The organism is Flavobacterium xizangense, from assembly GCF_054075145.1.
Genome location: NZ_JBSIPG010000001.1, coordinates 389464 through 404627, shown reverse-complemented (window position 1 = coordinate 404627; position 15164 = coordinate 389464). Strand labels below are relative to the sequence as shown.

General features: G+C 34.6%; 10 protein-coding genes. 5 read left to right on the top strand and 5 right to left on the bottom strand.

The window, feature by feature from the left end; genetic code table 11:
* Nucleotides 1–32: 32 nt before the first annotated feature.
* The 5 genes from ACWA1B_RS01625 to panC form a co-directional block, all read right to left on the bottom strand.
* Nucleotides 33–1997, bottom strand: coding sequence for a transglycosylase domain-containing protein (locus ACWA1B_RS01625; RefSeq protein ID WP_456904132.1), 1965 nt, complete (start codon nucleotides 1995–1997; stop codon nucleotides 33–35).
* 20 nt (nucleotides 1998–2017) lie between these two features.
* Complete coding sequence (gene radA, locus ACWA1B_RS01620; RefSeq protein ID WP_456904130.1) at nucleotides 2018–3379, bottom strand: DNA repair protein RadA; 1362 nt, start codon at nucleotides 3377–3379, stop codon at nucleotides 2018–2020.
* Nucleotides 3379–4533, bottom strand: a complete 1155-nt coding sequence (locus tag ACWA1B_RS01615) for an alpha/beta hydrolase (protein WP_456904128.1) — start codon at nucleotides 4531–4533, stop codon at nucleotides 3379–3381. The genes radA and ACWA1B_RS01615 overlap by 1 nt, the downstream gene beginning before the upstream one ends.
* Nucleotides 4534–4732: 199 nt before the next feature.
* Nucleotides 4733–5083, bottom strand: coding sequence for an aspartate 1-decarboxylase (panD, locus tag ACWA1B_RS01610; RefSeq protein WP_035652866.1), 351 nt, complete (start codon nucleotides 5081–5083; stop codon nucleotides 4733–4735).
* A 14-nt stretch (nucleotides 5084–5097) separates the two neighbouring features.
* The gene (panC, locus tag ACWA1B_RS01605) at nucleotides 5098–5976 is read right to left on the bottom strand and encodes a pantoate--beta-alanine ligase (RefSeq protein ID WP_456904127.1); all 879 of its coding nucleotides are present in this window, start codon (nucleotides 5974–5976) and stop codon (nucleotides 5098–5100) included.
* A gap of 78 nt (nucleotides 5977–6054) precedes the next feature.
* On the opposite strand from panC, the gene ACWA1B_RS01600 reads away from it, so the two are divergent.
* From ACWA1B_RS01600 to ACWA1B_RS01580, 5 genes are all read left to right on the top strand, one after another.
* A complete protein-coding gene (locus ACWA1B_RS01600) occupies nucleotides 6055–6861 on the top strand; it encodes a glycogen/starch synthase (protein ID WP_456904125.1) in 807 nt (268 codons plus the stop codon).
* An 18-nt stretch (nucleotides 6862–6879) separates the two neighbouring features.
* Nucleotides 6880–8490, top strand: a complete 1611-nt coding sequence (locus ACWA1B_RS01595; protein WP_456904123.1) for a DUF4270 domain-containing protein — start codon at nucleotides 6880–6882, stop codon at nucleotides 8488–8490.
* A gap of 9 nt (nucleotides 8491–8499) precedes the next feature.
* Nucleotides 8500–10350, top strand: a complete 1851-nt coding sequence (glmS, locus tag ACWA1B_RS01590) for a glutamine--fructose-6-phosphate transaminase (isomerizing) (protein WP_426483548.1) — start codon at nucleotides 8500–8502, stop codon at nucleotides 10348–10350.
* 304 nt (nucleotides 10351–10654) lie between these two features.
* The gene (locus tag ACWA1B_RS01585; RefSeq protein ID WP_456904120.1) at nucleotides 10655–13447 is read left to right on the top strand and encodes a TonB-dependent receptor; all 2793 of its coding nucleotides are present in this window, start codon (nucleotides 10655–10657) and stop codon (nucleotides 13445–13447) included.
* A gap of 94 nt (nucleotides 13448–13541) precedes the next feature.
* Nucleotides 13542–15116: a G-D-S-L family lipolytic protein gene (locus ACWA1B_RS01580; protein ID WP_456904119.1), complete on the top strand. Its 1575-nt coding sequence runs from the start codon at nucleotides 13542–13544 to the stop codon at nucleotides 15114–15116.
* Nucleotides 15117–15164: the final 48 nt, after the last annotated feature.

The window sequence follows — 15164 nt, the reverse complement described above, 5'->3', positions numbered from 1 at the left end:
AATCTTAACGACTTAGCGTATTGGTGACAAATCTACAAATCAAACTCATCATCAACAGCCAAAGAATCATTTTTGACCGCAGTTGAATCCGGCGCTTTAATTTTTATCAACGAACGCGCACTTCCTGAAATATAAACCGGCAATTGACCTAACGTATCTTCAGGGACTAACAAACCTCGTCGGAACATTAAATTCTTCAAGAACTTCTGATTTCTAATTGCATAATCTTTCAAATTACCTTGATCATTAAACTGATACATGAATTTTCTCGGTTTCGGAATAATGGTCGCCAAATACAAACATTCATCGACATTCAGGTCAGAAGGGCTTTTTTGGAAATAAAAATGACTCGCTTCGCCAATTCCGTAAACATTTGGTCCCCATTCGATAATGTTGAAATATACTTCCAGCATTCTTTCTTTGCTTACAATTCGGTTGTTTTCTAAAATGTAAACTAACAAGATTTCTTCGAGCTTTCGCGAAAGCGTTTTTTCACGTGTCAGGAAAACATTTTTGATCAACTGCATGCTAATCGTGCTGGCGCCTCGAGAGAATTTTTTGGTTCTGATGTTTTTAAGAATCGATTGCTTGAAAGCTTCATTGATGAAACCGCGATGTGAGAAGAACGACGGATCTTCGGTCGTCAAAACACATTTTCTTAAATAAGGCGAAATTTGGTCTAAAGGCGTATAATTCGGATTTGCATTTCCAACCAAAATTGGGCGTTGTAATACATTTTGAATTATGGCGCGATAAACAAATTCACCATTTAGTTTATTTAAATCGGCTTCGCCGTATTTTGTAATTCGTAAATCTTCTTTGTTGAGTTTACTGTCAAAAACAAGTGTGTTTGGCTTGTTTTGGTTGAATTTGAAATCGAGTTTATAATCAAAATTTCCGGTTGCCTGCATTCCTTGAAAGTGAGTAAATAAACCATCAGGAAGAGAAACGATAAAATCCTGTGCTTTCATTTTCGGAATGTTTACTTTCAAAGTATAAACCGTATCTTCTTCCGTATCATATGAAATATAGGGTTTTACTTTGATTTTGTTCAACTGCATTGTTGAGCTGCTGTCTATCGAAATGAAATTATCTCCTAATAAAAATCGGTAATCAAAACGGGCATTTTTGATTACAACATCTTTGCTGGCAATTTTTGGATGATTGATTTTTAAATTGGTGATGGAAGTAAAGCCGTCAATGTGAAGTTCACTGCCGCTTTTATCAATTTTTTCGACGTTTAGTCTAATGGAATCAAAACTGGCTTTTAAGTTATAACGTTCGTCTAAATATGGAACGCGAATAGCGCCTGTATCTAAATTGAAGAATCGAATATCAGCTTTTTCATTTCTAGGATCGGCAAAACCTTTTATGTTCCAGCGTTGATCGAAATTTTTGCTTTGAACATGAAGATTAGTTTCGAGTTGTTTGTTGCTTAGAACTAATTTATCGACAGCGATAGAAGCTTTTTTGCCATTGTCATCAATTTTGAATTTGAAGTTTTCCAAATTCATATCGGTCGGAACCAAATTCAGCAGCTTTGAAATAATTCGGTAAGCAAAAGCGCCGTATTTGCGTTTTTCACTTTTTTCAGAATCGTCGCTATTTCTTTTTAAGAAAGCATCAAAATTTCTGATTTTTCCTTTTTTTACCAATTGAATATAACCGTTATTGATTTTTAGAGTTCCAACCTGAACATCACCAATCAATAAGTTGCTTAAACTGACACTGGTTTCAATTTTTTCAATTTTAAGAAGTGTGTCGGCACCTTTTGGAACTAAAATAACGTCGGTTAATTTAATGCTTGATAAGCCGTCGAAAGAAGCTTCTTTTACAGAAAAATCACTGTTGTAACTCACTGCCATTTTGTGCTTTACTTTTGCAATGGCTTGTTTTAAAAGCGAATCACGAAAAAAATACAGTCCGATACAAAGTAAAACAAGCAGTACGGCAAGTATTTTTAGGAGTTTGTATATTTTTTGTTTTGGAAAATTCATAGTGGTATTTTTATCAGAAATCAACCAAAAAGAATACTCGCAACATCTTCAATTTTTGCTACAAGTTCGATTTTGATTCCGGTATTTTTTAAAGCTATTTTATTGTATTTGGAAACAAAAATAGTGTCAAAGCCTAGTTTCTCAGCTTCTTGAATACGTTGGTCAACACGATTTACGGGACGAATTTCGCCCGAAAGTCCAACCTCGCCCGCAAAACAAAAACCTTTCCCAACGGGAATATCTTCGTTTGAAGATAATATGGCGGCAACAACAGCAAGATCGATTGCAGGGTCATCAACAGAAATTCCGCCTGTTACGTTCAGGAAAACGTCTTTAGCTCCAAGTCGGAAGCCGGCTCTTTTTTCGAGAACGGCTAAAATCATATTTAATCTTTTGGCGTTATAACCCGTTGTGCTTCTTTGCGGAGTTCCGTAAACTGCTGTACTTACTAATGATTGAATTTCGATCATCAGCGGGCGCATGCCTTCAAGGGTTGTTGCAATGGCAGTTCCTGATAATTCTTCGTCTTTATGAGAAATCAATATTTCAGACGGATTGCTTACTTCGCGCAAACCGCTTCCGAGCATTTCATAAATTCCAAGTTCTGATGTTGAACCAAAACGGTTTTTCAAGGAACGAAGAATTCGGTAAATATGATTTCTGTCGCCTTCAAACTGAAGAACGGTATCTACCATATGTTCCAAAATTTTTGGTCCGGCAATGTTTCCGTCTTTTGTAATATGGCCAATTAAAATAACCGGTATGTTGGTTTCTTTAGCAAATTTGATTAATTCCGCTGTAGTTTCTCTAATTTGAGAAATACTACCGGCAGTTGATTCAATATAATCAGTGTGTAAAGTCTGAATGGAATCGATAATTACAATTTCCGGCTGAATCGCTTCGATCTGTTTGAAGATGTTTTGCGTTTTGGTTTCCGTCAGAATATAGCAATTATCGCTATTTGGCGTGATTCTTTCAGCACGCATTTTTATTTGCTTCTGACTTTCCTCGCCAGAAACATAAAGTGTTTTATAGGGCAGTTTTAATGAGATTTGAAGTAAAAGTGTGCTTTTTCCGATTCCTGGTTCTCCGCCTAAAAGCGTTAATGATCCCGGAACAATTCCGCCTCCTAAAACACGATTCAATTCGCCGTCAGTTGTGTCCATACGGATTTCCTGCGCCGAATCAATTTCGTTAATTTTTAAAGGTCTTGGTGCTTTGTTTGTTGAAGTTGGTTCGCTTTTCCAAGCCACTTTTTCTTGTTTCTGAATAATTTCTTCGGCAATTGTATTCCATTCTTTGCACGCGTTGCATTGACCCTGCCATTTAGAATATTGGGTGCCGCAATTTTGGCAAAAAAAGGAAGTTTTAACTTTTGACATTATTTAGTTTTTTTAGCAAGCGTATTCATTTCGTCAATTTTCTCATACATCAAATCCTTGTTCAAATCTCCAATTGGTTCCATTTGAGAAGCATTTTGGTATTTTTTTGAAGCATGTTTTGGGTCGCCCATTTTTTCATACATCAAGCCCAATTCATATTCTCCTAACATGGCTTTTGGGTAATTTACATTTCCAATCTCGGCCATTTTTCCTAATTCATCATAAGCGTTTTTTTTCAAAATGATATTTTCGATTACTTTGAAATCACTCATTCTTACTGGAACCTGAAATCCTAAAATTTCAGACATTGTAGCGTATTTTTTTTCTAAATAATCTGAATAGCCAGATTCTAGAACTGCAATTTTTTCATTGTATTCAGCAGAATTAATTGGTCTGTACGATTCAAAAATTTGGTACAAAGCACTCGGAATTGAATGTAAAACCTCAGTATAATGCGTTGCGCCTTTAAATACGTCATATTTAAAATTCACTAACGGATTATTGGCAACCTTAATATTGCTGTTCAATTTTTCAATAGGTTCTTTAATTCTTTTATTGTCTCCTTCTCCTGCAGAAAGATAATAGAATATTGGTTTCTGTATTTTTGCAAATTTCTCCGCTATTCTAACTTCCATTTTTGGGGCAAGTTCTGGGCTTAGACAGATATACGCATTAAAGATAGGTTCTTCTTTGTATAAATAAAAATTAGCAAAACTCGCTGTTATATCATGACCTGCAATAATTCTGAAAGGCGCAGTATGATATTTTTTTTCGATGTAAGGAATTAACTCAGCACCTACAAATTCAAAGAATTTCGCTCCTTTTTCAAAAGGTAAGCCTTCATTTTGATCGATTGTTGAATCGTCTTCACGTTCTCCATCTTTATTTTGATGTATTCCAATGATGATCATTTCTGGAATATCATCCCAATATGCGCCATAACTTACTGCTCCGGAAAACGGGTCAAATAAATAATCTCCGTCAAAAAGATATAAAACAGGATATTTTCTATCCGATTTCTCATCATAAGATGGCGGAAGACCAATTGTTATTCGTCGTTCTTCTCCTAGTTTTTCAGACTTAATATTGTCGAATTTTTTTTGAGAAAAAACAGAAACGGAAATGAATGCAAGTAGCAGGTAAACTTTTTTCATGATTTGTGGCATTTCAGTGAATTAAAAAGTATTGAAAATTGTATGGCAATATAATACTTTATTTGCTTTTAGATATTTTGGGACGGAAAAAAAAGCAATGAATTCCTACGCTTATTTTTTTGGTTTAAGGCAATAGAAAATGTGTTTGTGCAAGATATTTTGAACAAACTGTGAATAAAAATGAGGGTGAATTTATGTTTTATGTTAACGAATTATCGTTTTCATTTGGAAAAATAATCCACGGTTTGAAGGTTTTGGCTTCTTCAAATTCCAAGGTCGCATATGAAATGATGATAATAATGTCGTCTTTTTGAACCTTTCTTGCGGCAGGACCATTAAGTGTAATTTCGCCCGAATTTTTTATGCCTTTTATAGCGTAAGTTTCAAAACGCTCACCATTATTAATGTTAACAATAGATACTTTTTCGCCTTCAATAATATTTGAAGCTTCTAGTAGAGTTTCATCAATAGTAATACTGCCAATATAATTTAAATCAGCTCCTGTAACTTTTACTCGATGAATTTTTGATTTTATAACTTGAATTTGCATGCTGCAAAGGTAATTTAATTTAATGAAATGGTGTCAATTAACCTTATAGAATTAACAAATACCGCTATAAACGCACGGTATTTTTTGTCATTAATTTTATGATCAATAGATAATAATGTTGATTCGTCAGCAATGACAAAATATTCCAGCTCAAATCTTTCATTGTTTTTGAATGCGTCCTCAACAAATTGAATGGTTTCCTGAGGTGATTTAGTTTGAAATATTTCTTTTGCTTCTGTTAAGGTTTTATAAATTATGGCAGCTTCCTTTCTTTCTTCGGCTGTTAAACGCTCATTTCGAGAGCTCATCGCCAAAAGATTGTCTTCTCTGAAAATTGGACAGCCTACAATATTTACAGGTAAATTGTTTTTTTCAACTAATTTTTTAACAATTTGTAGTTGCTGGAAATCCTTTTCTCCAAAATAAGCATTTGTAGGTGTTACGATTTCAAAAAGGCGTTTTACAATTGTTCCGACCCCGTTAAAATGACCAGGTCTGAATTTTCCTTCCATCTGATTTTCTAAACCGTCAAAATCAAATGTTTGCGAAATAGTGTTTCCTTCATAAATATCTTCGACAGAAGGAGCATATAAAATTATTTTGTCACTTAATCCTCTCATTTTTTTCACATCTTCTTCAAGAGTTCGAGGATATTTTTCTAAATCTTCAGGGTTATTGAACTGAGTAGGATTTACGAAAATACTTACAACGGTATCGTCGTTTTCTTTAAGTGATCGTTGCATTAAAGCCAGATGCCCTTGGTGTAAAGCTCCCATGGTTGGTACAAATCCTATAGTTGAATTTGCGGTTTTGATAGTTTTTAAATAAGCTATCAAAGCTACTTTACCGTAAAAAATATGCATGGCAGTATTATTAAAATTTAGTGCAAACATAATATATTAGTTATAAACTGCATAAAATTTTGTAATTTTGCGACGTTTTTATTACCAAAAATTAAGTAAAATACTATTATGAAAGATAAGAGGATATTATATGTATCATCTGAAGTCGTGCCTTATTTGGCTGAAAATGAGGTTTCTTTAATGTCTTATGACGTTCCTAAAATGATTAACGATCAAGGAGGTCAAATAAGAATTTTCATGCCCAGATATGGAAATATCAACGAGAGAAGACATCAATTACACGAAGTGATCAGGCTTTCTGGAATGAATTTGGTAGTGAATGACTTAGATATGCCATTGATTATTAAAGTTGCTTCAATTCCAAAAGAAAGAATTCAGGTTTATTTTATTGATAATGATGAGTATTTTAAGCGTAAGGCAACTTTTGCCGACGAAGAAGGTGTGTTGTATCCTGACAATGATGAACGGGCAATCTTTTTTGCTAAAGGAGTTGTTGAAACCGTTAAAAAATTGAACTGGGTTCCAGATATTATTCATGTTCATGGCTGGTTGGCAGCAATGCTTCCTGTTTATATGAAGCATTATTATAAAAATGAAGCTTTGTTTTCTGAAACTAAAATTGTTACATCAGTGTACGGACAATCTTTTGATGAAAACTTAGATATGGAGATGATCAACAAAGTTAAATTTGATGGTGTTCCACATGAATCTGTTTCTGACTTGGAAGTTCCAAATTATGAGAATGTTTTAAAAGCAAGTATATTACACTCAGATGCAGTAATCATTGCCTCTGAAAATGTTTCCCCAAGTTTAACAAAATTTATAGAATCTTCAGGAAAACCTTTTTTACCTTTCACCCCGAAAGATGCATTCGCTGAAGCGTATACAAATTTCTATAGAAAAATGGGTCTTTAATTAACTTTAATTTTAAAAATGTATAATACTTCTTTTATTAAGAAAATTCTAGTAGCTGCAACGGTAGTTTTTTTATATTCCTGCGATAGAGATTTTAATGCGATTGGTGATGATTTAATTGGAGATAATCATTTTGATTTGACACCTGAAAAATATGATGTTTTGGCTTATAACCAAGAGATAACTCCTATTCAGTCAAATGGATTGGCGACAAATGCTTTGGGTATTTATGATAATCCTGTTTTAGGTACAACAACTGGAAACTATGTTACTCAGGTTTCATTGTCAGAATATGCGCCAACAATTGGTGAAGCTCCTGTTATTGAGAGTGTGACTTTGAGTGTTCCTTATTTTAGTCATGTTACGTCTACTGATGCTACTACTGGTGCACGTACTTTTGAATTGGATTCAATTTTTGGACCTGCAAATGGAAAGCTTGATTTGAGTGTCTATGAATCTGGAGTTCAAATGCGAAGCAGTTTTTTTGACAATGGGACTCAATTGCCTCAGCTTTATTATACAGATGAAAACACAACTTTTGATACATACAAAATTGGAGAAAAGTTAAATAATTCAAGTAATAAAAGTCAAAATACAGAGTTCTTTTTTAATAATGCTGAAATAACAGATGTAACTGTTGATGCAAGTGGAAAAGAAACATCGACAAAAGTGGCACCAGAAATGCGATTGATGTTGGATACTGAATTTTTTAAGAAAAAAATTCTTGAAGCTCCTGCTGAAAAATTATCGTCAGCAACAGTGTTTCAGGATTATTTTAGAGGATTGTATTTCAAAGTCGCAAGATCAGGTACAAATCCAGTAAATTTAGCTTTGATTGATTTTGCAAAAGCAGGTAAAATCACCATTAAATATAAAGCAAAAACAGCAATTACTACTGATGCTCCCGAAACAACAGAAGATAAGAGCATTGTAATAAATCTGACTGGTGCAACCGCAAGTCTTCAGCAAGATGCAAAGAGTGCTGAATATGCAAATGCAATATCGGAATCAAGTATTAATAGAACATTAGGTGATGACCGTCTCTATCTTAAAGGGGGACAAGGTTCACTTGCGGTAATTGAGCTAAATGGTTTCGCATCACAGTTAGCTGAAATCAGAACTAAAGGTTGGCTTGTAAATGAAGCGAATCTGGTTTTTTATATTGATACAGATAAAATGTCGTCTAAAGGTTCTGGTTCTTTTCAGGCTGATGAACCTAAAAGGGTTTATTTGTATGATTTGACAAACAACATACCTTTAATTGATTATTCTGATGGAACTTCTAGTGCGCTTACAAATGATCCTAAAGCTACAAAATATATTTTTGGGGGAATCATTAATATTGACGGAACTTCTAAACGTGGTACATATTATAAAGTTAGAATTACAAATCATATCCGAAATCTTATAAAAGATGCAACGGCTGTCAATGTAAAATTAGGTTTAGTTGTTACAGAAGATATTGGTGTAATTACTTCAAATAAATTAAAATTAAAAAACAGCGTTATTTCAGAAGCGCCAAGAGGATCGGTGATGGGACCGTTAGGAACTGTTCTGTATGGAGGAAAATCTTCTATTGCAGATGATAAAAGACTGAAACTTGAAATTTACTACACGAAACCAAATTAATAAATATATATGTGTGGAATTGTTGGATATATTGGCCATAGAGAGGCGTATCCTATTGTTATCAAGGGATTAAAACGACTCGAATACAGAGGTTACGATAGTGCCGGTGTAATGTTGTTTGACAACGAAACCGGAGTGAAGCTTTGTAAAACAAAAGGTAAGGTTTCGGATCTTGAAGCTAAAGCGCAAGATAACTTAACGACAAACGGAACGATTGGTATAGGGCATACGCGCTGGGCAACACACGGAGTGCCAAATGATGTGAATTCGCATCCGCATCTTTCTAATTCTGGTGAATTGGTAATTATTCACAACGGAATTATTGAGAACTATGCACCACTTAAAGAGGAATTAATCAAGAGAGGTTATACTTTTAAATCGGATACAGATACAGAAGTTTTAGTAAACTTAATTGAAGAAGTTCAGAAAAACGAAAATATTAAGTTAGGAAAAGCAGTTCAGATTGCTTTAAATCAAGTTGTAGGAGCTTATGCAATTGCAGTTTTTGATAAAAAAAATCCTGATGAAATTGTTGCTGCAAGACTAGGTAGCCCTTTGGCAATTGGTGTGGGTGACGGTGAATATTTTGTTGCTTCAGATGCTTCTCCTTTTATTGAGTATACTTCTAATGCAATTTATTTGGAAGATGGCGAAATGGCTAATATTAGATTGCACAAGCCTCTTAAAGTTAGAAAAATTAAAGATGACTCGTTGGTAGATCCTTATATTCAGGAACTTCAAATGAACTTGGAGCAAATTGAAAAAGGGGGTTATGATCATTTCATGCTAAAAGAAATCTATGAACAGCCAAGTGTAATTAAAGATACGTATAGAGGAAGACTTCATGCAAATGAAGGAATTGTTCAAATGGCGGGTGTTGAAGATAATCTTGAAAAGTTCTTAAATGCAAAACGTATTCTTATTGTAGCTTGCGGTACTTCTTGGCACGCAGGTTTAGTAGCAGAATATATTTTTGAGGAATTTACGCGTATTCCAGTTGAAGTAGAATATGCTTCTGAATTTAGATACCGTAATCCAATTATAAACAAAGATGATGTTGTAATCGCAATTTCTCAATCGGGAGAAACGGCTGATACAATGGCGGCTATCAAATTGGCAAAAGAGAATGGTGCTTTTGTTTTTGGAGTTTGTAATGTTGTAGGTTCGTCTATTTCAAGAGAAAGTCATGCAGGTGCTTATACACACGCAGGGCCAGAAATTGGAGTAGCTTCTACTAAAGCATTTACTACGCAGATCACGGTTTTAACGATGATTGCTTTGCGATTAGGAAAAGCGAAAGGAACTTTATCAAATACTGATTTCCATACTTATTTGCAAGAATTAGAAATAATTCCTGAAAAAGTTGCTGAAGCATTAGAAACAAATGATAGAGCAAAAGAAATTGCTGCAGCTTTTAAAGATGCACCAAACTGTCTTTATTTAGGTCGTGGATACAATTTCCCGGTTGCTCTTGAAGGTGCTTTAAAACTTAAAGAGATTTCATATATTCATGCTGAAGGATATCCTGCTGCTGAAATGAAACACGGTCCTATTGCTTTAATTGATGAGCATATGCCGGTTATTGTAATTGCACCTAAACAAGGTCATTATGATAAAATTGTAAGTAACATCCAGGAAATTAAATCTAGAAGCGGTAAAATTATTGCTGTTGTTACTAAAGGTGATACTCAGGTTCGTGAATTGGCAGATTATGTAATCGAAATTCCTGAAACTTCAGATGCATTATCTCCGTTAATTACAACTATTCCATTACAGTTACTTTCTTACTATATTGCAGTTATGAGAGGTTGTAATGTCGATCAGCCGCGTAATTTGGCAAAATCGGTTACTGTAGAATAATATCTTAAAAACATATAAATGTTAAAAAAGCGAGATTTTGGTCTCGCTTTTTTTTATTGTCGAATTTTTTTTCTGACCCCGCTATTTTTATTAAATCCTCAATTTTTTAATCAAATTTTATATGTATGCATACTATTTTAGATTTGAAAAGCCGTGTTCTTGCTGTTAATTGAATAAAACACAATGTGAAAAAGTTAAAATACTAACAATATTAATGCGTAATATTAATTTTTTTTAACGTTTTTTTATTAATATCAAAAATATTTGTAATTTGGCTAGATAAACTAACCAAAAACTAACCCAAATGAGAGTGTATTTGCTGATTATGTTGTTTTTCTGCGGAGTTTCTTTTGCGCAGAATTCAATTACTGGTTCTGTTACCGATAGTAACAAACAATCTATTCCTGGTGCCAATGTTAATATTGTAGGAAGTTCTGTTGGAACTTCGACTGATTTCGACGGTACATTTAAGTTGAATACTACTTCTAAACCGCCTTTTACTCTTAAGGTGTCAGCAGTAGGTTTTGAAACGAAAACTATTAGTGTTACATCTTTAAGTCAAAAAATTGATGTAGTGCTGAAAGATGAAGAAACTAAATTGGACGAAATCGTCGTTTCTGCTTCCAGAACTCCTGAAAGAGTAATTGAATCTCCTGTAACTATTGAAAGAATGGGAATTCAGGAAATTAAAAATACTACAGCGCCAACATTTTATGATGGTTTGGAGAATTTAAAAGAGGTGCATTTTAATACCAGTAGTATTTCATTTAAATCAATTAATACTCGTGGTTTCGCAACTGTTGCAAACACTCGTTTTATGCAATTGGTTGACGGAATGGATAACTCATCACCTGCATTAAATTTTGTTTTGGGTAATTTAATTGGTGTTTCAGATATCGATGTGGCAAATGTTGAGCTTTTACCTGGAGCTTCTTCAGCTCTTTATGGAGCAAATGCTTTTAACGGTATTATGTTTATGAATAGTAAAAGCCCTTTTACTAACGAAGGAATTAGTGTTTACTATAAATATGGTCAAACATCTCAGGATGCTGCCGGAACTAATGATTATAATGATTTTGGAATTAGAGCTGCAAAAGCTTTCACGGAGACTTTTGCTTTAAAAGCTAATTTCACTTATATGGAAGCTACCGAATGGATTGCTGCTGATAAAAGAAGTATGACAAGCGGAGGTGATAGTCATGCTGTGAATCAGAATTATGATGGATTGAATATCTATGGTGACGAGGTTACTACTTTCATTCCAAATGTTGGACAAGTAAGTAGAACTGGATATCGTGAACAAGATTTAACTGATAATAAAGTTAAAAGTATGAAAGCCGATTTCAGTGCACATTTCAAGCCTTGGAAAGATGATACTGAATTTATTCTGCAATATAAAATTGGTACAGGAAGTACAATTTACCAAGGGGCAAACAGATATGCCTTGAAAGATTTCTTAATGCAGCAAGGTAAATTTGAGGTAAAAGGGAAAAACTTCTTCGGTAGAGTTTATTTTACTAGTGAAGATGCTGGAGATTCTTATGATATGAGATTTGCGGCATGGAACGTAAACAGAACTGCAAAATCGGATACAGAATGGTTTACTAATTATGCAACTGCATATCAGTATTCTGGTGCTGTAATGGGAACTAATGCTAATGAATCTGCTGCAATTGCAAGAAACTTTGCTGATTACAATATTCTTCCTCCTGCACTTTCTTTTCTTCCAAAGCCAACGGGTTCTGCTAGATTTGAGCCAGGTTCAGCACAATTTAACAGTGCACTTGCAAAAGTTACTGCCAATCCTGATTTGACTCAGGGAGCAAAATTTATTGATCACTCAAAATTATATCATTCAGATGTAAATTATAATTTTAGAGATATGGTTAAATGGGCAGAAATTCAAGTAGGAGGTTCTTGGAGAAAATATATTATGGACTCAGAAGGAACGATCTTTACAGATTATGATGGTCCAATTGAATATAAAGAATATGGAGCATATGCGCAATTGCAGAAAAAATGGTTAGAAGACAGATTGAAATTTACAGGATCTTTGCGTTATGACAAAAGCCAGAATTTTGATGGAAAGATTTCTCCAAGAGTTTCATTTACATATGCAGCTGGTGAATCAAAAAGACATAACTTCAGAGTGTCTTACCAAACAGGTTTCCGTAACCCAACAACACAAGATCAATATATTGGTTTAGATTTAGGGCCATTTGCTTTAATTGGTTCGGCACCTGATAACTTAGATCGTTTTCAGGAAACTGTAAATGTAAGTGTTGCAGGTCAGACTATTGGCGGACAACCAGCAACACTTCCAATGTCTGGACGTAAAGCATACGAGAACGCATATACATTAGCTTCAGTTCAGGCTTTTGGAGCATCTGGAAGTGTAGCGGATCTTAAAGTGGCAAATGTACAATTAGTGAAACCAGAACAAGTACAGGCATTTGAAGCGGGTTATCGTTCTGTTGTTCAAAATGATTTGTCAATTGACATCAACGGTTATTATAATATTTATAATGATTTCATGAATACTTCGAGAGTAATTTCTCCTTATTATGGAACAGTAGGGACAGGTACTACAGATCCTGAAGTATTGAAAAGTTATCAAGCATTAGCTTTTGGTGACAGAAGAGTTTATCAGGTTTACACAAATACAACTGCACAGATTACATCATTTGGTTTTGGAGTTGGTTTGTCTAAAAAAGTATATAAAGATTTTGAAATTGGTGCAAATTATAACTATGCACAATTTAACTTTGATCAATCTGAGGATCCTAGTTTTGTGGCTGGGTTTAATACTCCAAAACACAGAATTAAAGCTTCTCTAGGAAATGCAAAAGTGGCTAAAAATTTAGGATTTAATATAAATGTGAGGTGGAATACAGAGTATTTATGGCAATCTTCTTTCGGAGATGGAATGATTCCGGAAAATACAGTTCTTGATGCACAAGTTAATTATGGTCTTCCAAAACTAAAATCAGTTATTAAAGTGGGAGCAACTAACCTTTTCGGAAAAGATTATCTTCAGGTAATTGGTGCCGGAGCAATTGGTCAGATGTGGTTTGCTTCTTGGACAATTAACCCATAATTAAAAGAAGTTAATTTGATGAAGTAGGTTTTCTTTCTGTTATTTCGATGGAAAATGAAGGAAAGAGGTATTAATTTTTTAAATTTTAAATGACATGAAAAAAAATATAAAAATGCTTTTATTGGTTTCTTTAACCTTTATGGCAGCATGTAATAATGACGAAAGTGATGCGCCAGCAGAAGTGCCGGTTGTTCCAGGGTCGGCAGTTTTAACTAAATATGTAGCGCTTGGTGATTCTTTTGCCGCAGGATATAGTGATAATGCTTTGTTTATAAAAGGACAGAGTAATGCATATCCTAATATTTTAGCGCAGCAATTTGTTGCTGCAGGAGGAGGAGAATTTAAAAGCCCTTTAGCAAATGATAATATAGGAGGATTGTTGTTAGGTGGGAATGTAATTGCTGGAACACGTTTGTATTTTGTTGGGCAAACTCAAACTCCGACAAACGTACCTGGAAAACCAACAACAGAAGTTACTACGCATCTTACAGGTACATTTGGTAACTTAGGTGTTCCGGGGGCAAAAAGTTTTCACTTATTAGCTGCTGGTTATGGAAATGTTGCTGGAGTTGCTACTGGTGCTGCAAATCCTTATTTTGCAAGATTTGCGAGTTCATCTACAACATCGGTTTTAGCTGATGCGGTTGCTCAAAATCCAACTTTTTTCTCTTTGTTTATTGGTGGAAATGATGTTCTAGCCTATGCAACTTCGGGGGGAGTAGGAAAAGATCAAACAGGAAATACAAATCCAGCAACATATGGAGGAAATGATATTACAGATCCAACTGTGTTTGCAAATGCATATAATGCTTTGGCTACAAGTTTAACTGCTAAAGGTGCAAAAGGAGTAGTGGCAAATTTACCATACATTACGGCTCTGCCTTACTTTACAACAGTTCCTTACAATCCGCTTACGGCGAAAATTCTTGGAAACGGTAACGAGACAGTAGGTAAAGCAACAATACAAGCATTGAATGCTCAATTATATGGTCCGTTAAAACAAGCATTGACTGCTTTTGGTGCAGGAGACAGAATTAATTTGTTGTCTGAAACAGCAGCAAATCTTCCGCTTTTAATAAAAGATGAAAGTTTGACTAACTTATCAGCACAGCTAACTGCAGCATTTACTCCAACTTTAGGAGCGCAAACAGCTGCTTTTTATGGTACTGTATTTGGGCAAGCAAGACAAGCTAAAGCTACTGATTTGGTAGTTTTAACAACAAGAGCTGATATCGGTACTGCTCCAACTGCTGCGAATTCTGGCTTAGGAATTGCACCGCCGGCACCTTTGGACAAATTTGGAATAACATATCCATTGCAAGATAAACATGTGTTGGTGCCAACAGAAATAGCGGAGGTTAAAAAAGCTACTGATGCTTATAATGTAACTATTGAGGCAGTTGCTAAGGCAAAAGATCTTGCTTTTGTTGATACAAAAGCAACGTTGACACAATTGTCAAGCGGAGGTATTCGATTTGGAAATTTTGTTATGTCTTCTTCTTTTGCTACAGGTGGCGCTTTCTCTTTAGATGGAGTTCATCCTAGTGCAAGAGGTTATGCTTTGATTGCTAATATTTTCGTTGATGCAATCAATGCAAAATATGGTTCAACATTGCGTCATGTTGATTTGGCTACATATCCAATTCAATATCCGCAAGTAATACAATAATGCCAATTTTTTTTAGTAAAAAGCCACTCATTTTTAAAATGCAGTGGC

What these genes read in the sequence shown, in the direction of transcription:
- panD (WP_035652866.1), bottom strand. Translation starts at nt 5,083, where the DNA reads ATGCAAATTCAAGTTATAAAATCAAAAATTCATCGAGTAAAAGTTACA.
- glmS (WP_426483548.1), top strand. Translation starts at nt 8,500, where the DNA reads ATGTGTGGAATTGTTGGATATATTGGCCATAGAGAGGCGTATCCTATT.
- ACWA1B_RS01595 (WP_456904123.1), top strand. Translation starts at nt 6,880, where the DNA reads ATGTATAATACTTCTTTTATTAAGAAAATTCTAGTAGCTGCAACGGTA.
- ACWA1B_RS01580 (WP_456904119.1), top strand. Translation starts at nt 13,542, where the DNA reads ATGAAAAAAAATATAAAAATGCTTTTATTGGTTTCTTTAACCTTTATG.
- ACWA1B_RS01625 (WP_456904132.1), bottom strand. Translation starts at nt 1,997, where the DNA reads ATGAATTTTCCAAAACAAAAAATATACAAACTCCTAAAAATACTTGCC.
- ACWA1B_RS01585 (WP_456904120.1), top strand. Translation starts at nt 10,655, where the DNA reads ATGAGAGTGTATTTGCTGATTATGTTGTTTTTCTGCGGAGTTTCTTTT.
- ACWA1B_RS01615 (WP_456904128.1), bottom strand. Translation starts at nt 4,533, where the DNA reads ATGAAAAAAGTTTACCTGCTACTTGCATTCATTTCCGTTTCTGTTTTT.
- panC (WP_456904127.1), bottom strand. Translation starts at nt 5,976, where the DNA reads ATGTTTGCACTAAATTTTAATAATACTGCCATGCATATTTTTTACGGT.
- ACWA1B_RS01600 (WP_456904125.1), top strand. Translation starts at nt 6,055, where the DNA reads ATGAAAGATAAGAGGATATTATATGTATCATCTGAAGTCGTGCCTTAT.
- radA (WP_456904130.1), bottom strand. Translation starts at nt 3,379, where the DNA reads ATGTCAAAAGTTAAAACTTCCTTTTTTTGCCAAAATTGCGGCACCCAA.